The following is a 22,608-nucleotide window of genomic DNA, read 5'->3' as shown; positions in this document are numbered from 1 at the left end:
TAGGGCACATTTCGAATTGAAAAGGCCGGCTTGAAGCCGGCCTTTTCTGGCTCAGCCGTTGCCGATCAGAATGCCGGCGCCGAGAACCAGTCCGCCGCCGACGACGACCTGGAAGGCCGCCCGGAGAAAGGGCGTCTCCATGTAGCGGTTCTGGATGAATGCGATCGCCCACAGCTCGAAGATCGCGATGATCACGGCCATCGTCGTTGCCGTCAGGAAGTTCGGGATGAGATAAGGCAGCGTGTGTCCGAGGCCGCCGAGCGCGGTCATGACACCGCACGAGAGGCCGCGCTTGATCGGCGAACCGCGGCCGGAAATCTTGCCGTCGTCATGCGCGGCTTCGGTGAAGCCCATCGAGATGCCGGCGCCGACCGACGCGGACATGCCGACGAGAAATGTCTGCCAGGTGTCCTGCGTGGCGAAGGCCGCGGCAAAGATCGGCGCCAGCGTCGACACCGATCCGTCCATCAGCCCGGCAAGACCGGGCTGCACATAGGTCAGCACGAACTGCCGCCGCACCGCCAGGTCCTCCTCGCCTTTAACTTCCGCCGGCACGTGCTTTTCGCTCAGCATGCGGGTGATGTCTTCGTGTCCCTGCTCGGCGAGCGCGAGATCGCCCAGCAGCTGGCGCGTCTTCGCATCGGAAACACGCTTGGTGGCCTCCACATAGAAGCGGTAGGCCTGCTGCTCCATGGCCTCGGCCTCGCCGCGGATCTTCTCCAGCGAGAGATTCCGCCGCAGCCAATCGGGCTTGCGCTCGTAGAACCCCGCACATGCTCGCGACGGATCAGCGTGATGCGCTCGCCAAACCGCTCCCGGTAGATCGCGATCAGGGATCTGCGGTGGGTATCCTCGACCTCCGCCATATCCTCGAACACCTTGGCGGAGGCGGGAGACTGGGGACGGAGCATTTCGGCATAGGAAAGATAGATGCGGGCGTCGTCTTCTTCGGAACTGATCGCCAGAGCCAGGATTTCCTGCTCCGACAAACTATCGAAAGACCGTTTCGACGACTGGAAAATGCGATTCAACATGGGGACCTCTTTTAGAATAATTCTAAAATAGGCGCCGCGGGAGAGGCGGTCAAGTCCGCCTTTTCCGCGCTCTTCGGGACCATCACATATTGATGGAGAAGACGATGGCAAAGCCGAGTAAAACTCGGCGCCTCTTCGAGAGGTGGTATGTAAAGTTTTTGCATCTTAAAGTCTACAAACGTATATCGACGCACCATTATTGCCGCGGAGCAAGGAAAAGTTGGTTGAAATTTTCAACTTCCGGATTGCGATATTTCAAAACGTCGCCATAGTACGAGGCGCGATTTACTCGCTAATAAGGGAACACTCACGTGCCAGATCCGGTCGATATTATTGTCGGGCAGAATGTTAGGGCGCTTCGGGCGCAACGAAAGATTTCGCAGCTGGAACTGGGCGAAGCGCTGGGTCTGACCTTCCAGCAGATCCAGAAATACGAGAAGGGTACGAACCGCGTATCGGCAAGCAAGCTGCACCAGATCGCGGTGTTTCTCGATGTCGACATTTCAGCTCTTTTCGAGGGCGTCGAGACCAAGTCTCGTCCGGGCCTCAGCGCGGAAGCGTACGAACTCGCGGTCCATTACGACCGCATGCAATCGACCGCAGGCAAGCAGGCGGTCAAGACCATCCTGACCTTGATCAACGGCGACAACTACGCCTGAACCGCCGGAGGAACCCGGCGGCAGGATCGTTTCCCAGGCCTTAGCGCCGAAAATTAGTGAAGGTCGCGCTCGTGGAGCGCGACGAGAAGCGCATCCTGCGTGTGATGGCCGGCGTGGTACAGATCGATCGCTATGCTTGCGATCGACAGGCCCTGCTGGCTGCGAAGTTTGATGTTGCGTTCAGCGCACCAGGAATAGAGTGCACCTGCGAGCACGTCGATATCATCCGACTGCATGGATAAGGCGGCGGCTACCGTCATGGAGTTGCCCTTTGTTTGAAATTCCCCTGCGAGCATAGTGGCAACAAGACGCGCGGCTGAAAAGCGCGTTCAAAGACCTGCGTTAACATAAGACACAACGCCGTCTCGCCCAGTTCCATTTTGGAACAGATCGCTACTCCGAGGCCACCCTGTAGCCTTCCTGCGGGAAGGAGCAGGCCTCGATCGCATCGAGCATGGCCTGGAAACGCGGATGGTCGCGCACCGAATCCAGATCCGAATCATGCTTGAACCAGAGGATCTGGTAGCACGAGGACTGCGGCAACAGCGCCTCGAGCAGGTCGAGGGCGGTTTCGCGCTCGTCGAGCAGCGCATAGACGCAGGCGATGTTGTACTGCGCGACGATGTCATCGGGGTCGATCGCCTGGGCACGTTTCAGCCATTCCTTGGCGCGTTCGCTTTCGCCCATGTGGGCAAGCGCCAACGCGCCGCGGTGGGCCGGCCCGGCATTCTCCGGATGATCCTCCAGCGCACGCTCGGCACGCTCGATACCGATGCGCGCCCAACGTTCCCGTTCCGCCTGCAGCCCGAGCGAGCGGCAGGCGCTCATCAGGTGGATCGGCGACAGGTAGTCGTCGGGGCGAATTTCAGACGCGCGGGTGAAGAAGGTGATGGCCCCTTCGAACTTGCCCTGCATGAAGAGGAAGCGTCCGTAGTGAAAATTCACCTCGTAAAGGTCGGGCTCCAGCTTCAGCGCCTTTTCGAATTCCGCCAGCGCTTCGACGTCGCGGCCGTCCTGATGCAGCGCCAGGCCGCGCGACGCGTGCGCCTCGGCGAGGTTCGGGTCCAGCGCGAGCGCCTTTGCGGTCAGGCTGAGGATGCCCTCCAGCGTATATTCGCCCGCATGCCAATCCCTGAGGGCGGATTCGCAGTCGGCTATGCCGGCATAGGCGCGCGCATAATCTGGATCGAGCGCAACCGCTGTCGAGAACATCCGCCGCGCCATCAGCAGGTAATGGCGGGTCCATGTGTGCGAGAACTGCCGTCCCCTCAGATAGTAGGTGTAGGCCTCGACATTGTTGGTCGGATCGTTGGCGATCGCCCGCTTTTCTTCCGGCAGTAGCTTGATCTTCAGCTGGTCGACGATCGCGTGGGTGATCTCGTCCTGGATGGCGAAGATGTCAGTCAGATCGCGGTCGAAGCGATCTGCCCAAAGGTGCGCGCCATTGCGCGCATCGATCAGCTGTCCGGTGATGCGAACACGTTGCCCGGCCTTGCGGACACTACCCTGCAGGACGAAATTGACGCCGAGTTCGGAAGCCACCTGCTTTACCTGAACGGATTTTCCCTTGTAGGTGAAGGCCGTGTTCCGCGCGACGACGTAGAGGTTCGATATCTTGGAGAGATCGGTGATGATGTCTTCCGTGATGCCGTCGGAAAAATACTCCTGTTCGGGATCGCCGCTCATATTCGTGAAGGGCAGCACAGCCACCAGCTGCTTGTGCTTTTCCCTGGCGGCCGCCAGCGCTGCTTCATTGACCTTCAGCGGCAGGCCGCGGCGCGGCGAAATGGCATAGACCTTGACGGGACGCTCGATGTTCTTCAGCCGGTGCTCGCCGCGATCCTCGAACGGCAGGTCGAGCCTCGTGCCGACATGATCCCGCGCCGTCGCGGACAAGGCGATCCCGCCGGGTTCGGCAATGGCTTCCAGCCGGGCTGCGACATTCACCCCATCGCCGAAGATATCGCCGTCCTCGACCAGCACGTCGCCGAGATGGATGCCGATGCGGAAATCGATCCTGCGATTGGATTCGACCGCACGGTTGCGCTCGGCCATGGTCTCCTGGATCTCGCTGGCGCAGGCAACGGCATTCACGATGCTCGAGAATTCGATGAGAATACCGTCGCCGGTCAACTTGACGATGCGGCCCTTGCAGCGGGCAATGACAGGGTCGACAAGCTCAGCGCGGCAGAGCTTGACCGCATTCAGCGTCCCCTGTTCGTCTGAACCCATCAACCGGCTGTAGCCGACGATATCTGCTGCGAGAATAGCTGCGAGACGACGTTCCAATGGGACCTCGGCGCTGGCTGACCAATAAGGATACAAGTCTAGCCTCCCACAAGAGGCTCATCGCGACATTTACTGTTCGGTAGTAAAGAAGCTAAAAATACAAAAGTCGAGTGCAATCGACGATCAAATCCGCGTTTATCAAATAAATTGACAAATAGAAAAGCCCGGCTGAAACAACCGGGCCTTGATAAACGCATCGAGGCTTGATCAGCCTTCGAAGAATTCCTTCATCCGGGCGAAGAAGCCGGTGGATTCGGGATTGTTTTCCTTCGACGACAGAGATTCGAACTCCTGCAGCAACTCGCGCTGGCGCTTGGTGAGCTTCTGCGGTGTCTCGATCTGGATCTGGATATAAAGATCCCCCGTCTGCGACGAGCGCAGCACGGGCATGCCCTTGCCCTTCAGGCGGAACTGCTTGCCGGCCTGCGTACCCTCGGGCACCGTCACCCGCGACTTGGTGCTGTCGAGCGTCGCTACATCGAAAGTGCCGCCGAGAGCCGCCGTCGTCATCGAGATCGGAATGGTGCAGTAGAGATCCGCCCCGTCGCGCTGATAGAACTCATGCGGCTTGACCGACAGGAAGATATAGAGATCGCCCGATGGTCCGCCGCGCGTGCCAGCTTCGCCCTCACCCTGGAGACGAATGCGCGTGCCGTCCTCGATACCGGAGGGAATGTTCACGGAGAGCGAACGCTCCTCGGTGACGCGGCCCTGACCGTGGCACTTGGTGCAGGGATCGGGAATGATCTGACCGCGACCGTGGCAGGTCGGGCAGGTGCGCTCGATCGAGAAAAAGCCTTGCGCGGCGCGAACACGACCGGAACCCTGACAGGTTCCGCAGGTCTTCGGCTGCGTGCCCGGCTTGGCGCCGGAGCCGGAGCAGACGTCGCAGGTGATCGACGTCGGGACGCGGATCTGCGCGGTCTTGCCGGAGAAGGATTCCTCCAGCGAAATTTCCATGTTGTAGCGAAGGTCTGCGCCGCGTTCGCGGCCGCCGGAAGAGCGCTGCCGCTGGCGGCCGCCGCCCATCATCTCGCCGAAGATGTCTTCGAAAATATCGGAGAAGCCACCGCCGGCAAAACCACCGCCACCGCCGCCCATGCCACCATGCTCGAAAGCCGCGTGGCCGTAACGGTCATAGGCCGCGCGCTTCTGCGGGTCCTTCAACGTCTCGTAGGCTTCGTTGATTTCCTTGAACTTCTGTTCGGCGGTATGATCGCCCGGATTCTTGTCCGGATGGAACTTCATCGCCAGCTTGCGGAAAGCGCTCTTCAGCTCTTTTTCGTCAGCCGTCTTGGCGACTCCAAGCGTTTCGTAAAAATCGGCTTTTGCCATTAAGGATCAGACCCCGGAAATGGATTTCCGGCTGCCACGAAGACAGCCGGAATGTCAGTTTCAAACGTGACCGTTCAGCCCAGCTTACGCGGACTTCTTGTGGTCGTCGTCCTTGACTTCTTCATAGTCGGCATCAACGACATTCTCGTCGCCACCGGCAGCAGAGGCATCCGCCGCACCGCCTTCAGCCTGCTGCGCTTCGTAGATCGCCTGACCGAGCTTCATGGAGGTTTCCATGAGGGTCTGGGTCTTCGCCTTGATGTCTTCGGCATCCGGTTCGGTTGCTTCGACAGCAGACTTCAGAGCGGCAATCGCGTCGGAGATCGCAGTGCGGTCTGCCTCGGTGACCTTGTCGCCGTAATCCTTCAGCGACTTTTCGGTCGAGTGGATCAGGCTTTCGGCCTGGTTCTTGGCTTCGACGGCATCGCGACGCTTCTTGTCGGCTTCGGCATTGGCTTCGGCGTCCTTGACCATCTTCTCGATGTCGGCGTCGGAGAGACCACCAGATGCCTGGATGCGAATCTGCTGTTCCTTGCCGGTGCCCTTGTCCTTGGCCGAAACCTGCACGATGCCGTTGGCGTCGATGTCGAAAGTGACTTCGATCTGCGGAACGCCACGCGGTGCCGGCGGCAGGCCAACGAGGTCGAACTGGCCGAGCAGCTTGTTGTCGGCAGCCATTTCGCGCTCGCCCTGCGAAACGCGGATGGTGACGGCCTGCTGGTTGTCGTCGGCGGTCGAGAAGGTCTGCGACTTCTTCGTCGGGATCGTGGTGTTACGCTCGATCAGACGGGTGAAGACGCCACCCAGCGTTTCGATGCCGAGAGACAGCGGGGTTACGTCGAGAAGCAGAACGTCCTTGACGTCGCCCTGGAGAACACCGGCCTGGATCGCTGCGCCGAGTGCGACGACTTCATCCGGGTTGACGCCCTTGTGAGGCTCCTTGCCGAACAGCTGCTTGACGACTTCCTGCACCTTCGGCATGCGGCTCATGCCACCGACCAGAACGACTTCGTCGATCTCGGCAGGGGTGACGCCGGCATCCTTGAGGGCTGCCTTGCACGGCGCGATGGTGCGCTGGATCAGATCGTCGACCAGGCTTTCGAGCTTGGCGCGGGTCAGCTTCAGCGTCAGGTGCTTCGGACCGGTTGCATCGGCCGTGATGAACGGCAGGTTGATTTCGGTCTGCTGCGACGACGAGAGTTCGATCTTGGCCTTTTCGGCAGCTTCCTTGAGGCGCTGCAGAGCAAGCTTGTCGCCCTTGAGGTCGATGCCGTTGTCCTTCTTGAACTCGGCAACGAGGTATTCGACGAGACGCATGTCGAAGTCTTCACCGCCGAGGAAGGTATCGCCGTTGGTGGACTTCACTTCGAAGACGCCGTCGCCGATTTCGAGGATCGAGATATCGAAGGTACCGCCACCCAAGTCGTAAACGGCGATCGTCTTGCCGTCCTTCTTGTCGAGACCGTAAGCGAGCGCGGCAGCGGTCGGCTCGTTGATGATGCGGAGAACTTCGAGGCCAGCGATCTTGCCGGCATCCTTGGTTGCCTGGCGCTGTGCGTCGTTGAAGTATGCGGGAACGGTGATGACGGCCTTTTCGACCTTTTCACCGAGGTAGGATTCAGCGGTTTCCTTCATCTTCTGAAGGATCATCGCGGAGATCTGTGCAGGCGAATAGCCGGTGCCGCGGGCCTTGACCCAGGCGTCGCCGTTGTCGCCCTTGGTGATCTCGAAAGGAACGAGAGCCTTGTCCTTTTCAACCGTCGGATCGTCGTAGCGGCGGCCGATGAGGCGCTTCACTGCGAACAGCGTATCCGTGGGGTTGGTAACTGCCTGGCGCTTGGCCGGCTGACCGACGAGGCGTTCGCCATCTTCGGAAAATGCTACGATCGAAGGCGTCGTGCGCGCACCTTCGGCGTTCTCAATGACCTTTGCGTCCTTGCCGTCCATGACAGCGACGCAGGAATTTGTCGTTCCAAGGTCGATACCAATTACTTTTGCCATGTCATTCTCTCCTTGAAGCAAGCTGTCGGAACCCCGAGAAGGCATTTCCCTGACAGCCCCTTACGGGATGGGTCTTTAAGATTAACGCAATCGTGATTGCGGTGATGCGGCGTATATAAGGAGCGGTTTTCGGGACTGCAAGGCGAGAAATGGCCTGAAAACCAGCAAAACGAGCCCGCGGCGATTAATTTTTATGACAGCCTGAATAGCGCATTTTACCGCGCCTGTCGGGCCCGCTATTGCCCCATGATCAGATCAAGAAGCGTGGTTCTGCGCGGCCGTCCCGACGGCGCTTCCTCGACCTCTCCGATATCGCCCGGCGGGATGGCGCCGTCATAGCGGTAGCGACCGCCCGCGACATCGGCGGGAGGCACCGGCCCACCGTCCATCGGTACCGGCGAGCGGCGATTATCGGAACGTACCGGCGCCTGCGGATAGCGCTCTTCCTCGCTCGAACCGCCGAAGACACCGGAGATGATGTTTCCGATCGTCGTCGGCTGTTCGGCTGACTGCGGCGGCATCGCCGGATCCGCGGAAGCCATCGGCTGGCCGCCGTTGTCGAGGACCGAGGGATCGTTGACAAACCGGCCGCTGCCGAAGAGCGGCGCAGGCGACAGGCCCTTATGGGCTGCTGTCATGTATTCCTGCCAGGCCTTGGCCGGCAATCCGCCACCCGTGACCTTCTTCATCGGCTTGCCGTCGTCGTTGCCGAACCAGACGCCCGTGGTCAGATTGCTGGTGAAGCCGACGAAGAGCGCGTCGCGCGAATTCTGCGTCGTGCCGGTCTTGCCCGCTGCCTGCCATCCGGCCAGCTTGGCGCTCTTGCCGGTGCCCTGGTCGATGACACCCATCATCATGGCGTTCATGTTAGCAGCGACCGTTTCGGACAACACCCGCGGCGGGTTGTCATAGGTGTTTTCGTAGAGCACCTTGCTGCCGTCGGCGGTCGTGACGCGGCGGATGACATGCGGCGTTGCCTTGTATCCGCCATTCATGAAGGCGGCATAGGCGCCGGTCAGTTCCATCAGCGTTACCTCTGATGTCCCGAGCGCGATCGAGGCATTCGGCTGCAGTTCCGACTCGATGCCGAGACGATGGGCGAGCTTGATGACCTGATCGGGACCGTCATACATGACGAGCTGCGCGGCCACCGTGTTCAGCGACTTCGAGAGTGCCGTCGCCAGCGTGACTTCGCCATTGTACTTCTTCTCGTAGTTCTCAGGCGTCCAGTCGCCGATGCGGATTGGCGCATCGTTGAACACCGAGAACGGCGTCAGGCCCTTTTCAAGTGCTGCGGCATAGACGAAAGGCTTGAAGGACGAACCCGGCTGGCGCTTTGCCTTGACGGCACGGTTGAACTGGCTGTCCGCATAGTCGCGACCGCCGACCAGCGCGCGGATCGCACCTGTCCCGTCAAGCGAGACAAGGGCTGCCTGCGACGCATCGAGCTTGGCGCCGTCCTTGGAAAGAACGTCATCCAGCGATTGCTCGGCGCGTTTCTCGAGTGTCTTGTCGATGGTCGTGTCGACGACAATGTCTTCCTTCACGTCCCCGATCAAAGCCGGAAGCTGATCCATGACCATGTCGGCGACGTAGTGGCCGGCGCCCGACCAGTAGCGCTTGGCCTTTGCCGGCGTCTGCGACATGGCGGTCTTCACTTCGTCATCGGTGATGTAGCCCTGGTCGCGCATCGCCTGCAGGACAACCTGCGCCCGGGCGTTTGCCGCTTCCGGGTCGCGCGCCGGCGACAGCCGCGACGGCGCTTTCACCAGGCCTGCCAACAGCGCGGCTTCGCCGAGATTGACGTCTCGCGCAGACTTGTTGAAGTAGCGACGCGACGCGGCCTCGACGCCATAGGCGTTGGAGCCGAAGAACACCCGGTTCAGATACATCGCAAGGATCTGGTCCTTGGTGTATTTCTGTTCGAGCCACAGGGCGAGGAGAACTTCCTGCACCTTGCGCTCCAGTGTCCGATCCGGGGACAGGAACATGTTCTTGGCCAGCTGCTGGGTCAGCGTCGAGCCGCCCTGGACCATGTGGCCGGTCGTCAGATTGACGACGAAGGCGCGGGCGAGACCGAGCGGGTCCACGCCGAAATGCGAATAGAAGCGCCGGTCCTCGATCGCGACGATTGCTTCCGGGATGTAGGGCGACATATCCTCGAGCGCCAGCGCCTCGCCGCCCGTCGTCCCTCGGTTTGCCATGACGCTGCCGTCGACGGCAGTGATCTTGACGTTCGGGGGTCGTTCCGGAATGGCCCAGGTGGAGGCGCTCGGCATGCGCGAGCCGTAATAGACGACAAGGCCGGTTATGCCGATGCCGGCCCAGATGCCGAGAACGATGCACCAATAGACCATGCGGCGGATGAGGCCGAAGAAGCCGAGGCTTTCGCGCTGCGGCGGCCGGCGCTTGCCGCCGCTGCTGCGACGGCGCCGTGGTTCGCGTGTGCGCGGCGGCTCGTCGTCCTCATAACGATCATCATAGTCGTCGCGATCGTAATCGGGCTCGCGGCGGGCGGACCTGGCGGATGGGCGCTTGTCCGCGGAGCGGGCAGCGCCGCGTCCGCCGGCGACCCGGTCGCCGGCGCCGAGCGCGAAATCGTCCTCGTCGCGCCTGTTATCGCGGCCATTGAAGGACGGTTCAATTCTATCGCCTGATCTGCCTCTGCCCGCCATTTACGCCTGATAAACCCCTATTCCTGACGCAGAGCCGAAGCCTGCGAATGCCCGCAAGCGCCTCTGGCCGCGGCAACGGCATCACGCCGGTCGCATGTCTACCCGGTTGAACTTTAAATGCGGCGATTTAAGGGGTGGTTAATAACTCGTTAGGCACGCGCGATTGCTTTAGAATCAAGTGTTTCCGGCGCACAACAGCGATCGGTTTCCTGCCCCAATAATGCCTCGTTTGGTTCAGCCCCCGTTCACCTCGACGGCTCTCTAATCGAGATGCAAGGGACTGCAGAACAGAGGTGCAGAAATGCGCATAACTACGATCGCACTAGCGATTGCGATGAGCGGCTTCGGTGTTTCGATCGCCGAAGCGATGCCGATGCCCGCCGCCGATAGCGGCGCGGCGGCAGGAAATGTCGTCAAGGTCGATTACGCCTGCGGGCGCGGCTATCACCTGTCGCGCTGGGGCAATTGCCGGCCGAACTGGCGCCCGCCACCGCCGCGCTACTATGGCGGCGGCTACGGCTACGGTCGGCCTCGCTGGGACCGCCCGCCACCGCCACGCTACGGCTGGGGCTACGAGCGCTCCTGGGGTTACCGCGGCCCGCCGCCGTGGGCTCGCGACCGCTACCGCTACTGACGGCAAACCAAGAATTCTTCCAAGCCCGGCTCCAAAGGCCGGGCTTTGTGCTTCCGGCCGAGCCTCGCTATTTTGGCATGGCTGCCATTCGTTGCCACCGTCACAAATCTGACATATATCGCGCCGACTTGCGCCTAAGATTAGCGCAATGCGCGCAATATGTAGGCATCGATGAATAAAGACCTGTCCAAATCCGAGGAATTCAAGCTGCGCGAAGTCTGGTGCGTGCACGAATTCGCGCGCCGCTATCGCTTGAGCAAGATGGAAGAGAGCCGGCTGAAGATGCTGCACGGTCCGTTCGCCGAAATGCGCGACCTGCTCGCCGGACGAGAAAGCTCCGTTACCGTCTGGTGACGGAACCTTTAGCAGCTGTGTGGGTTATCGATGCAGCGAGGCAACCCAAGCTTCGCGATTGGTCGGTCGTCTCCCTCAAACGTTCCGACCGAAATTAGGCCCGGCGTCTCCGAACGGAGCGCCGGGCTTTTCATTGTCGCGACCGATCCGTCTGCCTGCCCCTTGAAACGACAGCACGGCATCCCGATATAGGGTTCACAAGCTGCAGCGTTCGACCGTGAGCGCGTCACGCGCCGTCGGTATCGGCATTGTGGTCCGAAGTTCCGTTAACCCTTCGTTAACCTTTCGAGATCACTCTAGCTGCAGTGTTCGCTTCCTCCTTGACCACGGATGTACTGGCATCGACGCGAAGCGAATGACGAAAGGCCGGATTGATCCGGCCTTTTTGTTTTTCAGCAATGATCAAGCGCCTCAGGCGGCAAGCGCGCTCAGGATGCGGATCCACGAGCGAATACCCTTGTGGTAGGACGTGAGCTCGTATTTCTCGTTCGGCGAATGGATGCGGTCGTCGCTGAGGCCGAAGCCGACAAGCAGCGATTCCATTCCGAGCATCTTCTGGAAATCACCGACGATCGGGATCGATCCGCCCATGCCGATCACGACGGCAGGCTTCGGCCATTCGTCCGAGAGCGCCGTCTTCGCCTTGGTGAGCACAGGCGAATCGTAGGCCAGATGAATTGCAGGCGAACCGCCGTGCGGGTGGAACTCGACGGAGCAATCCGCCGGCACCTTCGAGCGAACGAAGTTGCGGAAGCTCTGACGGATGGCGTCCGGATCCTGCGTGCCGACGAGACGGAACGAAACCTTGGCGGACGCCTTGGCGGCGATCACGGTCTTGAAGCCCTCGCCGGTATAGCCGCCCCAGATGCCGTTGACCTCAGCGGTCGGTCGCGCCCAGGTGAGCTCCAGCACTGACCGGCCCTTTTCGCCCGATGGAACGGACAGGCCAACTTCGCCGAGGAAGCTTTCAGCGGTCTTTCCGAGCGTGTCCCAGGATGCCTTGATGTTCTCAGGGGTTTCCTCGACACCGTCGTAGAAGCCATCGAGCGTGATGCGGCCGGTCTCGTCGTGCAGGCCGGCAAGCGCGGATGCCAGGATGTGGATCGGATTGGCGGCGGCGCCACCGAAGAGACCGGAATGCAGATCGCGATCCGCGGCGGTCACCACGATCTCCTCGCCGACAAGGCCGCGCAGGGCTCCGGCGATGGCCGGCGTCTCGCGATCCCACATGCTGGTGTCGCAGACCAGCGCATAATCCGCCTTCAGTTCATCGGCATTCGCCTGCAGGAACGGCTTCAGGGACGGCGAACCGGACTCTTCCTCGCCCTCGAAGAGAATGGTGATGCGGCAGGGGAGCGTGCCCTGCACTTCCTTGTAGGCGCGGCAGGCTTCGACGAAGGTCATCAGCTGACCCTTGTCGTCGGCGGTGCCACGGCCGGTCAGGATCTTCCTGCCATCACCGACATCCTTGATCGATGGCTCGAACGGATCATTCTCCCAAAGCTCGATCGGATCGACCGGCTGGACGTCGTAATGGCCGTAGAAAAGCAGATGCGGTGCATCCGGAGTGGCGCCATCGTGATGGGCAACGACCATCGGGTGTCCGGGGGTGTCGCGCACCGAAGCGTCAAATCCGATCGACTGGAGGTAGGTCACCAACCACTCGGCGCCCTTCCGGCATTCGGCCTTGTAGGCCGGATCGGTCGAGATCGACTTGATCCGCAGCAGCTCAAACAGCTTATCCAGACTCGAGGTGAGGTTCTGATCCGCACGCGCGAGTACCGGTACTATATCGGTCATTTTCGACTCCTTTGAAAATCCGGCGGGACGATAGACCAAAGAGGCGCTGCTTTCGAGGCGAAAAACCACACGAAGCGGAATGACACAAGCGCACACGCCATAAAGGGGTGCAGCAAGCGAAATACAATTTACAGTTATTTAGCAACTGCTTGATAATCTTGGTCCAGTCGTTGATCGAGGGTGAACATGTTTTCCGTCATCACCTGTATTCGTGACAACCATGACTGGCGCCTGATCGTCGCCGCGGTTGTCGTCTGCCTCATCGGCAATCTCACAGCCATGCTGCTGCTCTTCAGAGCCCAGCAATATGATCGGCCCCAGCAGCGTCTGTGGATCATGGCTTCGGCATTTGCCTGCGGTGTCGGCATTTGGGCGACGCATTTCATCGCCATGCTGGCCTATGACGGCGGCTTCCCGATTACCTACGGACTCGGCCTGACCGCCCTCTCCGTCATGATCGCAATCGGCATGTCGCTGCTGGCGATCCTCGTCGCCTCCGAAGGAACGAGCCGATATGCGTTTGCGTCCGGCGGCGTGCTGATGGCGCTTGGCATCGGCGCCATGCACTTGACGGGCATGCAGGCCATCGAAGCGCCTGTCGACATCGTCTACGATCTCTCTGCGACACTCGTGGCGCTGGTGATTGGCGCAACGTTGACGAGCACCGCGTTTCTTGCCTTCAGCAAGCTCAAGGGTGCGCCAAGGCTGATCGCTTCGGCCATCGCAATGGTGCTTGCCATATCGCTGATGCACTTCATCTCGATGAGCAGCATCACGCTCGTCCCGGTTGCCGGCCGCATCGCGACCGCGATGGTGCTCGAGCCAAAATCCCTAGCGGCGATCGTCATGGGTATTTCGACCTCGCTTATTCTGCTCGCACTCGGCGCCGTCTTCCTGGCAAGCCACCTGACGGACCTGCGCGGTCTTGCGAACGCGACCATGGAAGGCCTGCTCGTGCTACACGACGGCTCGATCGTCGACGCCAACGAGCGCGTTCAGCAACTATCCGGCTGGCCGCTTGCCGATCTCATCGGACGAGGGCCAGAGGGACTGTTCATGACCACGGGCAGCGCCGCCGCTGGCAACATCGAAACGTTGCTGACGACGCGAGACGAGCGAGAAATCCCGGTCGAAACCATGACGCGCCGGATGGTCTACCGAGGCCGAACCTGCGAGGTGTTGGCGATACGCGACCTCACGGAACGGAAGCGCGCCGAACAGATGATCGAGCATCTGGCTCAGCACGACGTGCTGACCGGCCTGCCGAACCGCTCACTGTTCGACACCCGCATGCGCCAGGCGATCCAGGTTGCCAGCCGCAAACGGTCGCAGGTCGCCGTCTTCTATCTCGACCTTGATCGCTTCAAGGCGGTCAACGATATCTTCGGGCACGCCGAGGGCGACCGGATTCTCTGCAAGATCGCGGCGATCCTGCGCCGTGTCGTCGATGAGAGTGCCACCATCGCCCGGCTCGGCGGCGACGAGTTCGCCATCATACAGACGGGGAAGAGACAGCCGGACGGCGGACGGCGTCTCGCCGACCAGATACTGGAGGGCGTCGCGGCCGAGATGGATATCGCCCGCGATCCGACTGCAGTCGGCGTCAGCATCGGCATTGCGGTCTATCCCGCCGACGGCGAGACCGTGGAGCAGCTTTGCGGCAACGCCGATACGGCGCTCTACCGCGCAAAGCATGCGGGTCGTGGCAAGGCCTGCTTCTTCGACGCGGAAATGGATGCTTCGATCAAGGCACGCCGCGAGATTGAGAACGAGCTGCGACATGCGATCACGCGCAACCAGCTTTATGTCCACTACCAGCCGATCCTCGACAGCGTGAGCTCCGCCATCAGCGGATACGAGGCGTTGATGCGATGGAACCGGCCGGGGCACGGCACCAGCGAGCCCAGCGTCTTCATCACCATCGCCGAAGAGAGCGGCACCATCATCCAGCTCGGCGAGTGGGTGCTGCGAGAGGCCTGCATCGAGGCCTCGCGTTGGCCGGAGCCGCTTTCGATCGCCGTCAACGTTTCGCCTGTGCAGTTCATGCTGCCGAACCTCTATGACCGGATCGCCAGCATCCTGCAGGAAACCGGGTTGGCGCCGGAGCGACTGGAACTGGAAATCACCGAAGCCGCCTTCGTTCGCGACAGGAAAGCCACGATCTCGACGCTGATGCGCCTGCATGAGCTCGGCATCCGTATCGTCATGGACGATTTCGGCACCGGCTTCTCCTCGCTGTCCAACCTGCGCGCCCTGCCCTTCGACAAGATCAAGGTCGACAGGAGTTTTACGGGCATACTGGAGCATGACCCCGCCGCCCGCTCCATCGTTCGGGCGATCATCGGCCTCGGGCACAGCCTCGGCATCCAGGTCGTGACCGAGGGCGTCGAGACGGAGCTGCAGCGGCAGATCGTGACGAACGAAGGCTGCCAGCAGATTCAGGGCCTGCTGCTCGGGAAACCGGATATCGAGCCAAGTGTAAAGATGGCGGCGCGCGAGAGCTATCTTGCTGCCAGGGCCGAACCGCGCACACCCGCTCAGCCGCACACGGCGGCGATCAAATAGGAGGGTCAGAGCTTCTTGGCGTTTTCCAGAAGCCGCCTGATATATTCGAGGGTGAGTTCGCGCTCGAAGGTCTTGAAGCCGTCGAAAAGCGCAAGGTCGGCCTGCTGCGCCGCTTCCACGGCATCCTTTTCCATGCGCCGCGACTTCTCGGTGAGGAAGATCAGTTGAGCCCGCTTGTCCGAGGGATGGGGGCGTCGCTCGATGAGGCCGTCGCGTTCCATTCTCGACAGGGTATTGGCCATGGTTGCCTGCTCGATATCGACGCGCGCCAGCAACTGCTTCTGCGTCAGCCCGTCTTCGGCCCACAGCTCCAGAAGAATCGGAAACTGCCCGGGAGAGAAACCAAGCCTTGCCGCGCGCTGCTGGAGCGAGCGGGCAAAGCCTTTGGCCAATTGGCTGGCGAGATAGGCTCCCGAGTCCATTCGATCAAATCCCATTTTCTCACTTAGGCCCAAAAACCGACCCTGAGCAATGCAACAAATCGTATGCGATGCATCAAAAAATGTTCATTCCGCTTCATACAGCTTGAGATAGAGCAGAAAAACAAAGCCGCCATAGCCTGGAGGTGTGGCTATGGCGGCTTAAAAATGGGGACAAAGGCCCGGAGAGGGGATTAGGCCTTTGTCCAAGTCCGACGCGGCGGGGGACAAGCCGGCTATCAGACCCGCGACGCGATCAGTGATCTGCCGTCGGTAAGGCTGATTTGTGATTCCGAATGTGGCTTTTCAAGGGAGAAAATTTATTTGACTATTACATTTTAGTAACAGTTTGGTGAGTCAGAATCTTTTTGACCGCCCAAGTTTATATGGACCTTGCAAAGGCGGCACGCTATCCATGCTGCCATGAAAAAAGGCGATCATCTTTTCCTTGTCGACGGTTCCGGCTTCATCTTTCGGGCCTTTCACGCTCTTCCGCCACTGACTCGCAAATCGGACGGTCTGCCCGTCGGCGCCGTCTCGGGTTTCTGCAACATGCTGTGGAAATTGCTGACGGATGCACGCGACACCTCGGTTGGAGTCACGCCGACGCATCTGGCCGTCATCTTCGATTACTCGTCGAAGACCTTCCGCAAGGATCTTTACGACGCCTACAAGGCCAACCGCTCGGCGCCGCCGGAAGAGCTCATTCCGCAGTTCGGACTGATCCGGCAGGCGACGCGGGCTTTCAACCTGCCCTGCATCGAGGTCGAAGGGTTCGAGGCTGACGACATCATCGCCACCTATGCGCGGCAGGCCGAGGCAATCGGCGGCGACGTGACGATCGTTTCCTCCGACAAGGACCTGATGCAGCTCGTCACGCCCAATGTCCACATGTACGACAGCATGAAGGACAAGCAGATCGGCATCCCCGATGTCGTCGAAAAGTGGGGTGTGCCGCCGGAGAAGATGATCGATCTTCAGGCCATGACCGGCGACTCCGTCGACAACGTGCCCGGCATTCCGGGCATCGGACCGAAAACGGCGGCCCAGTTGCTGGCCGAATATGGCGACCTCGATACGCTGCTTAACCGGGCAACCGAGATCAAGCAGGAGAAGCGCCGGCAGACCATCATCGAAAACGCCGACAAGGCAAGACTGTCACGCGAGCTCGTTCGCCTCAGGACCGATGTGCCGCTTGAGCTGGCGGTCCAGGATCTGGTGCTCGAGAAGCAGGATGGGCCGAAGCTGATCGGCTTCTTGAAGGCCATGCAGTTCACGTCGCTGACGCGGCGCGTCGCCGACGCCTGCGAATGCGACGCCAGCGTAATCGACGCGGTGGATGTTCCGGTTGAATGGGGTGCTGCGGCTCATGGGCCGGATCTCGACGTTGATAAGCCGGCGCCGGTTGCCGGCGGCGTTCCCGATATCGTCGGTGACAGCGTTCAGGTTCCGGCCAAGGCGAAGGAAGCGAATGGCGAGGGCATGTTCCAGCCGGCATCGCTGGCACAGAGCCGCGCCGAGGCGTTCGCCTCGCTGCCGTTCGACCACTCCCGCTACATAACGATCCGCGATCTCGCCACCCTCGACCAATGGATCGCGGATGCGCGGCAGACGGGGCTAGTTGCGTTCGACACGGAAACCACCTCGCTCGACGCGATGCAGGCCGAACTTGTCGGCTTCTCGATGGCGATCGCCGATAACGCCAAGAATTCGACCGGCACCACCATCCGCGCGGCCTATGTGCCGCTCACGCACAAGACGGGCTACGGTGATCTTCTCGGCGGCGGCCTTGCTGACAATCAGATTCCGATGCGCGATGCGCTGCCGCGCCTGAAAGCGCTGCTCGAAGACGCGTCCGTGCTGAAAGTCGCGCAGAACCTGAAATACGACTACCTGCTGATGAAGCGCTATGGCGTCGAGACCAGGAACTTCGACGATACCATGCTGATCTCCTATGTGCTCGATGCCGGAACCGGCGCCCACGGGATGGATCCGCTGTCGGAAAAGTTCCTCGGACACAAGCCGATCGCCTACAAGGACGTCGCCGGCAGCGGCAAGTCGAACGTGACCTTCGACCTCGTCGACATCGACCGGGCGACGCACTATGCGGCAGAGGACGCCGACATCACGCTTCGCCTCTGGATGGTGCTGAAGCCGCGGCTGGCCGCCGAAAAGCTGACGGCCGTGTACGAGCGGCTCGAGCGCCCGCTGCTGCCTGTCCTCGCGCATATGGAAGAACGCGGCATTACGGTGGACCGGCAGATCCTGTCGCGTCTCTCCGGCGAGCTTGCACAGGGTGCGGCCGCGCTCGAGGACGAGATCTTCAAGCTTGCCGGCGAGCGCTTCACCATCGGCTCGCCGAAGCAGCTCGGCGACATCCTGTTCGGCAAGATGGGGCTCGCGGGCGGCACCAAGACGAAGACCGGGCAATGGTCTACTTCGGCCAGCGTTCTCGAGGATCTGGCGGCGGCCGGTTTCGAGCTGCCGCGCAAGATCGTCGACTGGCGCCAGCTTACCAAGCTGAAGTCGACCTATACCGACGCCCTGCCGGGATATGTCCATCCGCAGACGAAGCGAGTGCACACATCCTATTCGCTGGCATCGACCACGACGGGCCGCCTTTCCTCATCGGAACCCAATCTGCAGAACATTCCGGTCCGCACCGCCGAAGGTCGCAAGATCCGCACGGCCTTCATCGCCGCGCCGGGGCACAAGCTCATTTCCGCAGACTACAGCCAGATCGAATTGCGCGTGCTGGCACATGTCGCGCACATTCCGCAGCTGACACAGGCCTTCGCCGACGGCATCGACATTCATGCGATGACGGCCTCGGAAATGTTCGGCGTACCGGTCGAAGGCATGCCTTCGGAAGTGCGTCGCCGCGCCAAGGCGATCAACTTCGGCATCATCTACGGCATTTCGGCCTTCGGCCTCTCCAACCAGCTGTCGATCGAACGCTCGGAGGCAAGCGATTACATCAAGCGGTACTTCGAGCGCTTCCCCGGCATTCGCGACTACATGGACAGCCGCAAGCAGATGGCGCGCGACAAGGGCTACGTCGAGACGATCTTCGGGCGGCGAATCAACTATCCGGAGATTCGCTCCTCCAACCCGTCGGTCCGTGCCTTCAACGAGCGCGCTGCCATCAATGCGCCGATCCAGGGTTCGGCCGCCGATATCATCCGCCGTGCGATGATCAAGATGGAACCGGCACTCAGCGAAGCCGGAATTGGCGACCGTGTGCGCATGCTGTTGCAAGTGCACGACGAATTGATTTTCGAGGTCGAGGATGCGGATGTCGAGAAGGCCACGCCGATCATCGTTTCCGTGATGGAAAACGCTGCGATGCCCGCCTTGGAAATGCGCGTGCCGCTGAAGGTCGACGCGCGCGCCGCCAGCAACTGGGACGAAGCGCACTGAGCGCTTCGTCGAAAATCCCTTAAAATTTTATGCTTCACTCAAGCAATTGATATTTCGTCATTATCGGCGATTTCTGGCCTCGCGGACGACTGCGTCGGAAGGAACTTATTAACCTTCATTTCCTAATCCGGAGGTGGGTAATAGTTGCTAATCATGAGTGAGTAGCGGTCGCATGCGCTTTCCTAGAAACAATCTGACGGACGCCGGGGACATTCAGACTGAGGTCGACGGCGAACAGCGACACGACGAGGTTGCCGGCGAGAAGCCGACGCCTCCGATCTGGCAGAGCAATTTCTCGCTGGCTCCGAACGTGCGTTTCACGCGGACGCCGGAGAGTCTGATCAATCCTCGCCGGGTCCAGGCAGAGGCTGTCCAGAAGCCTCAGATCGACGTCGTAGCGCCGCCGGTATCCCATGCAGCGGCAGAAGCCGTGCAGGTGCAGCCGCAGGTGATCGTTCATACTCAGCCGCAGGCGCCTGTCGTGGTCGACGTGCCGTTCGACATCTACGTCCCCGAGGCGGCTCCCGCCCCGGCGCACGTTGTGGTCAGACGGCTGCCGGTCGAAATCCCGACGGTCGCACCTGCGGAGACTGTCGCGAGCACGCTGAGCGCGTCGCCGCGCCTCGCAGGCATCTCCGATTTCGCCTTCTGGGAGGCCATGTCGTTCGACGAAGTCGCGGCGATCCCCGCCCCTGCTGCCGTTCCGGTTCCGCCGGTCGTGATCCAGAAGCCCGAGATCAGCGCCGAAGCGATCATCAGCCGTTTCCGCATCATGGAATGGCGCCCCGGCAAGCAGCCGGTCGCAGCGCCGATCGCCATCGTGCCCGAGCCTCCGGTCGAGGTCGCAGTACCGACGCCGGCACCAGCCCCGGTCGCGGCCATCGAGCCCGAGCCCGTCCCGGCGCCGATCGTTCAGGTAGAGCCTCCGCAGGCCAAGTCGCAGCCGATTGCGCCATTGCCGGTTCGCACGCTGGCAGCGCAGCCGCTTGCGCCGCTGCCCCGCTTTGTCGCACCGAAGGTCGTGCCGCCGCGCGTCGATGCTTCCGGCTACGAGTTCCCGTCGCACTCGCTGCTGCAGGAACCGCCGGAGCGCGTTGGCGAAATCATGTCGCAGGAGACGCTGGAGCAGAACGCCGGGCTTCTCGAAAGCGTGCTCGAAGACTTTGGCATCAAGGGCGAGATCATCCATGTCCGCCCCGGCCCGGTTGTCACGCTCTACGAATTCGAACCGGCACCGGGGGTCAAGTCCTCCCGCGTCATCGGCCTTGCCGACGATATCGCCCGCTCGATGTCGGCGCTGTCGGCGCGCGTCGCCGTGGTCCCCGGCCGCAACGTCATCGGCATCGAACTGCCGAATGCGCTGCGCGAGACCGTCTATTTCCGCGAGATGATCGAGAGCCAGGACTTCGAGAAGAGCGGCTACAAGCTTGCGCTCGGCCTCGGCAAGACGATCGGCGGCGAGCCTGTCATTGCCGAGCTCGCAAAGATGCCGCACCTGCTTGTCGCCGGCACCACCGGCTCGGGCAAGTCGGTCGCCATCAACACGATGATCCTGTCGTTGCTCTACCGCATGTCGCCGGAACAGTGCCGCCTCATCATGGTCGATCCGAAGATGCTGGAACTGTCGGTCTATGACGGCATCCCGCACCTTCTGACACCTGTCGTTACCGACCCCAAGAAGGCCGTGATGGCGCTGAAGTGGGCGGTGCGCGAAATGGAGGATCGCTATCGCAAGATGTCGCGCCTCGGCGTGCGCAATATCGACGGCTACAACAGCCGCGTGGCGCAGGCGCGCGACAAGGACGAGACCATCCACGTCATGGTCCAGACCGGCTTCGACAGAAGCACCGGCGCTCCGATCGAGGAGCAGCAGGAAATGGACCTGACGCCGATGCCATACATCGTCGTCATCGTCGACGAGATGGCCGACCTGATGATGGTCGCCGGCAAGGAAATCGAAGGCGCGATCCAGCGTCTGGCACAGATGGCGCGTGCTGCCGGCATCCATCTGATCATGGCGACCCAGCGTCCGTCGGTCGATGTCATCACCGGCACGATCAAGGCGAACTTCCCGACCCGCATCTCCTTCCAGGTGACGTCGAAGATCGACAGCCGCACGATCCTTGGCGAACAGGGCGCCGAACAGCTGCTCGGCCAGGGCGACATGCTGCACATGCAGGGCGGCGGGCGGATTTCGCGCGTGCACGGCCCGTTCGTTTCGGATGCCGAAGTCGAGAAGGTCGTGGCACATCTGAAGACGCAGGGTCGCCCAGAGTATCTCGATACCGTTACGGCGGACGAGGAAGACGAAGCCGGCGAAGAAGAGGACAGCGCGGTCTTCGACAAGAGCGCCATGGGCTCCGAGGACGGCGACGAGCTGTACCAGCAGGCGGTGAAGGTCGTCCTGCGCGACAAGAAGTGCTCGACCTCCTACATCCAACGCCGTCTCGGCATCGGCTACAACCGTGCCGCCTCGCTCGTCGAGCGCATGGAGAAGGAAGGCCTCGTCGGGCCGGCAAACCATGTCGGCAAGCGCGAGATCGTGGCTGGACGCAGCGAAGGGGAGTGATCTCCTGAATGGGGTGGACGCCGGCGGTGGACGCCAGCTTGGAGAGACGCCGCGCCAGACTTCCAACCTGAGCCGTGACGATGTCGGGCCATGACGAGTGACTGGTGAATTCCGTGGCGCGGCATGCCAACAGTCCGCCCTGCCTCGCAATGCCGCCATTGCGACGCGAAACCTCCGCAGCTATAGATGGCCTCGTAGGCACCGCCCTTCATGTTGAAACATTGGAGCGCGCGTATGGTCTTCCGCACCGCCGGAACCCATTCGTGACGTCTCAGAAGGAGATTGAGCGATGACAGAGATCGCTGATCATCGTGTCCGCTTCGGACGTATTGCCGCGATGCTTCCCGTGAAAGATATCAGTCGAGCAATGGATTTCTATCGCGGCGTGATGGGCTTCACCAAGGTGTTCGAAAACGGCAATCCCGTCGGTTTCGTTATCCTGAAACGCGATGCCGCCGAACTGCATCTGACGCTGCAACCGAACCACGAAACGCCCAACTTCAACGTCGCCCATCTCATGGTCGACGATGCGGATGCTCTCTACGCGCTGTGCCAGGCGCATGGCGCGCGGATCATCAAGCGACTGCAGGACAAGGACTATGGCCTGCGCGCCTTCGTGTTCGAGGATCCGGACGGCAATCGCATCGATGTCGGCCAAGCGATCTAGCCCAACGCCGGACCCGGGCGCATCGTGCGTTCGGGTCTTTCGTGCGGGTGCGAGCGGACAACACAAAGCCCCGCGCCGGAGGGTTCTCCGCGACGGTGCAAACATGCTGGGAACAGGCAGGCGGCAGTTGTGGGTAGATGGGGATTGTCAGGCGGTGCAGCCTGCCCGATCGCATCGAGGTTCCGCT

The 22,608-nt window shown here is 61.3% G+C and carries 14 protein-coding genes and 1 pseudogene; 7 read left to right on the top strand and 8 right to left on the bottom strand.

What is annotated here, in order from left to right:
* Nucleotides 1-51 precede the first annotated feature (51 nt).
* Nucleotides 52-1,034: pseudogene (mbfA, locus tag FZ934_RS17615) on the bottom strand (iron exporter MbfA).
* Nucleotides 1,035-1,345: 311 nt separating this feature from the next.
* Here mbfA and FZ934_RS17610 point away from each other — a divergent pair.
* Nucleotides 1,346-1,693, top strand: a complete 348-nt coding sequence (locus FZ934_RS17610; RefSeq protein WP_113360998.1) for a helix-turn-helix domain-containing protein — start codon at nucleotides 1,346-1,348, stop codon at nucleotides 1,691-1,693.
* Between the two features lie 53 nt (nucleotides 1,694-1,746).
* Here the strand turns inward: FZ934_RS17610 and FZ934_RS17605 are convergent, their stop codons facing one another.
* The 5 genes from FZ934_RS17605 to FZ934_RS17585 all read right to left on the bottom strand — a co-directional run bounded on the left by FZ934_RS17605 (nucleotide 1,747) and on the right by FZ934_RS17585 (nucleotide 9,993).
* Nucleotides 1,747-1,953, bottom strand: coding sequence for a hypothetical protein (locus FZ934_RS17605; RefSeq protein ID WP_153272127.1), 207 nt, complete (start codon nucleotides 1,951-1,953; stop codon nucleotides 1,747-1,749).
* 133 nt (nucleotides 1,954-2,086) lie between these two features.
* Entirely contained in the window at nucleotides 2,087-3,982 is a 1,896-nt protein-coding gene (locus tag FZ934_RS17600) for an adenylate/guanylate cyclase domain-containing protein (RefSeq protein ID WP_153272126.1), read from the bottom strand.
* A 207-nt stretch (nucleotides 3,983-4,189) separates the two neighbouring features.
* Nucleotides 4,190-5,317 carry a molecular chaperone DnaJ gene (gene dnaJ, locus FZ934_RS17595; RefSeq protein ID WP_153272125.1) on the bottom strand — a complete coding sequence of 376 codons (1,128 nt, stop codon included), beginning with the start codon at nucleotides 5,315-5,317 and terminating at the stop codon, nucleotides 4,190-4,192.
* An 84-nt stretch (nucleotides 5,318-5,401) separates the two neighbouring features.
* Nucleotides 5,402-7,318, bottom strand: a complete 1,917-nt coding sequence (gene dnaK, locus FZ934_RS17590) for a molecular chaperone DnaK (RefSeq protein WP_153272124.1) — start codon at nucleotides 7,316-7,318, stop codon at nucleotides 5,402-5,404.
* 236 nt (nucleotides 7,319-7,554) lie between these two features.
* On the bottom strand, nucleotides 7,555-9,993 hold the full coding sequence (locus FZ934_RS17585) for a transglycosylase domain-containing protein (RefSeq protein WP_153272123.1): 2,439 nt from the start codon (nucleotides 9,991-9,993) through the stop codon (nucleotides 7,555-7,557).
* Between the two features lie 301 nt (nucleotides 9,994-10,294).
* Here FZ934_RS17585 and FZ934_RS17580 point away from each other — a divergent pair, with 301 nt between their 5' ends.
* Together FZ934_RS17580 and FZ934_RS17575 are read left to right on the top strand one after the other, a co-directional pair.
* Nucleotides 10,295-10,627, top strand: a complete 333-nt coding sequence (locus tag FZ934_RS17580) for a GCG_CRPN prefix-to-repeats domain-containing protein (RefSeq protein WP_153272122.1) — start codon at nucleotides 10,295-10,297, stop codon at nucleotides 10,625-10,627.
* A gap of 171 nt (nucleotides 10,628-10,798) precedes the next feature.
* Entirely contained in the window at nucleotides 10,799-10,981 is a 183-nt protein-coding gene (locus tag FZ934_RS17575) for a hypothetical protein (RefSeq protein WP_153272121.1), read from the top strand.
* A gap of 411 nt (nucleotides 10,982-11,392) precedes the next feature.
* Here the strand turns inward: FZ934_RS17575 and FZ934_RS17570 are convergent, their stop codons facing one another.
* Nucleotides 11,393-12,781 (bottom strand): M20/M25/M40 family metallo-hydrolase, encoded by a 1,389-nt coding sequence (locus FZ934_RS17570; RefSeq protein WP_153272120.1) that lies wholly within the window; start codon nucleotides 12,779-12,781, stop codon nucleotides 11,393-11,395.
* A gap of 186 nt (nucleotides 12,782-12,967) precedes the next feature.
* Between FZ934_RS17570 and FZ934_RS17565 the strand changes: the two genes are divergently transcribed.
* Entirely contained in the window at nucleotides 12,968-15,346 is a 2,379-nt protein-coding gene (locus FZ934_RS17565) for a bifunctional diguanylate cyclase/phosphodiesterase (RefSeq protein WP_153272119.1), read from the top strand.
* 5 nt (nucleotides 15,347-15,351) lie between these two features.
* On the opposite strand, the gene FZ934_RS17560 is transcribed toward FZ934_RS17565, so the two are convergent.
* The gene (locus FZ934_RS17560; RefSeq protein ID WP_113360982.1) at nucleotides 15,352-15,768 is read right to left on the bottom strand and encodes a MarR family winged helix-turn-helix transcriptional regulator; all 417 of its coding nucleotides are present in this window, start codon (nucleotides 15,766-15,768) and stop codon (nucleotides 15,352-15,354) included.
* Nucleotides 15,769-16,188: 420 nt separating this feature from the next.
* Between FZ934_RS17560 and polA the strand changes: the two genes are divergently transcribed.
* From polA to FZ934_RS17545, 3 genes are all read left to right on the top strand, one after another.
* Nucleotides 16,189-19,185 (top strand): DNA polymerase I, encoded by a 2,997-nt coding sequence (polA, locus tag FZ934_RS17555; RefSeq protein ID WP_153272118.1) that lies wholly within the window; start codon nucleotides 16,189-16,191, stop codon nucleotides 19,183-19,185.
* Between the two features lie 172 nt (nucleotides 19,186-19,357).
* The gene (locus FZ934_RS17550; RefSeq protein ID WP_153272117.1) at nucleotides 19,358-21,754 is read left to right on the top strand and encodes a DNA translocase FtsK; all 2,397 of its coding nucleotides are present in this window, start codon (nucleotides 19,358-19,360) and stop codon (nucleotides 21,752-21,754) included.
* Nucleotides 21,755-22,043: 289 nt separating this feature from the next.
* Nucleotides 22,044-22,421 carry a VOC family protein gene (locus FZ934_RS17545; RefSeq protein ID WP_153272116.1) on the top strand — a complete coding sequence of 126 codons (378 nt, stop codon included), beginning with the start codon at nucleotides 22,044-22,046 and terminating at the stop codon, nucleotides 22,419-22,421.
* Nucleotides 22,422-22,608 lie beyond the last annotated feature (187 nt).

It is taken from the genome of Rhizobium grahamii (genome assembly GCF_009498215.1).
In the GTDB taxonomy this organism is placed as follows: domain Bacteria; phylum Pseudomonadota; class Alphaproteobacteria; order Rhizobiales; family Rhizobiaceae; genus Rhizobium; species Rhizobium grahamii_A.
The sequence above is the reverse complement of the archived record's forward strand: the minus strand, read 5'-3'. Positions and strand labels throughout refer to the sequence as shown.

What these genes read in the sequence shown, in the direction of transcription:
- FZ934_RS17605 (WP_153272127.1), bottom strand. Translation starts at nt 1,953, where the DNA reads ATGACGGTAGCCGCCGCCTTATCCATGCAGTCGGATGATATCGACGTG.
- dnaJ (WP_153272125.1), bottom strand. Translation starts at nt 5,317, where the DNA reads ATGGCAAAAGCCGATTTTTACGAAACGCTTGGAGTCGCCAAGACGGCT.
- dnaK (WP_153272124.1), bottom strand. Translation starts at nt 7,318, where the DNA reads ATGGCAAAAGTAATTGGTATCGACCTTGGAACGACAAATTCCTGCGTC.
- FZ934_RS17585 (WP_153272123.1), bottom strand. Translation starts at nt 9,993, where the DNA reads ATGGCGGGCAGAGGCAGATCAGGCGATAGAATTGAACCGTCCTTCAAT.
- FZ934_RS17580 (WP_153272122.1), top strand. Translation starts at nt 10,295, where the DNA reads ATGCGCATAACTACGATCGCACTAGCGATTGCGATGAGCGGCTTCGGT.
- FZ934_RS17575 (WP_153272121.1), top strand. Translation starts at nt 10,799, where the DNA reads ATGAATAAAGACCTGTCCAAATCCGAGGAATTCAAGCTGCGCGAAGTC.
- FZ934_RS17570 (WP_153272120.1), bottom strand. Translation starts at nt 12,781, where the DNA reads ATGACCGATATAGTACCGGTACTCGCGCGTGCGGATCAGAACCTCACC.
- FZ934_RS17565 (WP_153272119.1), top strand. Translation starts at nt 12,968, where the DNA reads ATGTTTTCCGTCATCACCTGTATTCGTGACAACCATGACTGGCGCCTG.
- FZ934_RS17560 (WP_113360982.1), bottom strand. Translation starts at nt 15,768, where the DNA reads ATGGACTCGGGAGCCTATCTCGCCAGCCAATTGGCCAAAGGCTTTGCC.
- polA (WP_153272118.1), top strand. Translation starts at nt 16,189, where the DNA reads ATGAAAAAAGGCGATCATCTTTTCCTTGTCGACGGTTCCGGCTTCATC.
- FZ934_RS17550 (WP_153272117.1), top strand. Translation starts at nt 19,358, where the DNA reads ATGCGCTTTCCTAGAAACAATCTGACGGACGCCGGGGACATTCAGACT.
- FZ934_RS17545 (WP_153272116.1), top strand. Translation starts at nt 22,044, where the DNA reads ATGACAGAGATCGCTGATCATCGTGTCCGCTTCGGACGTATTGCCGCG.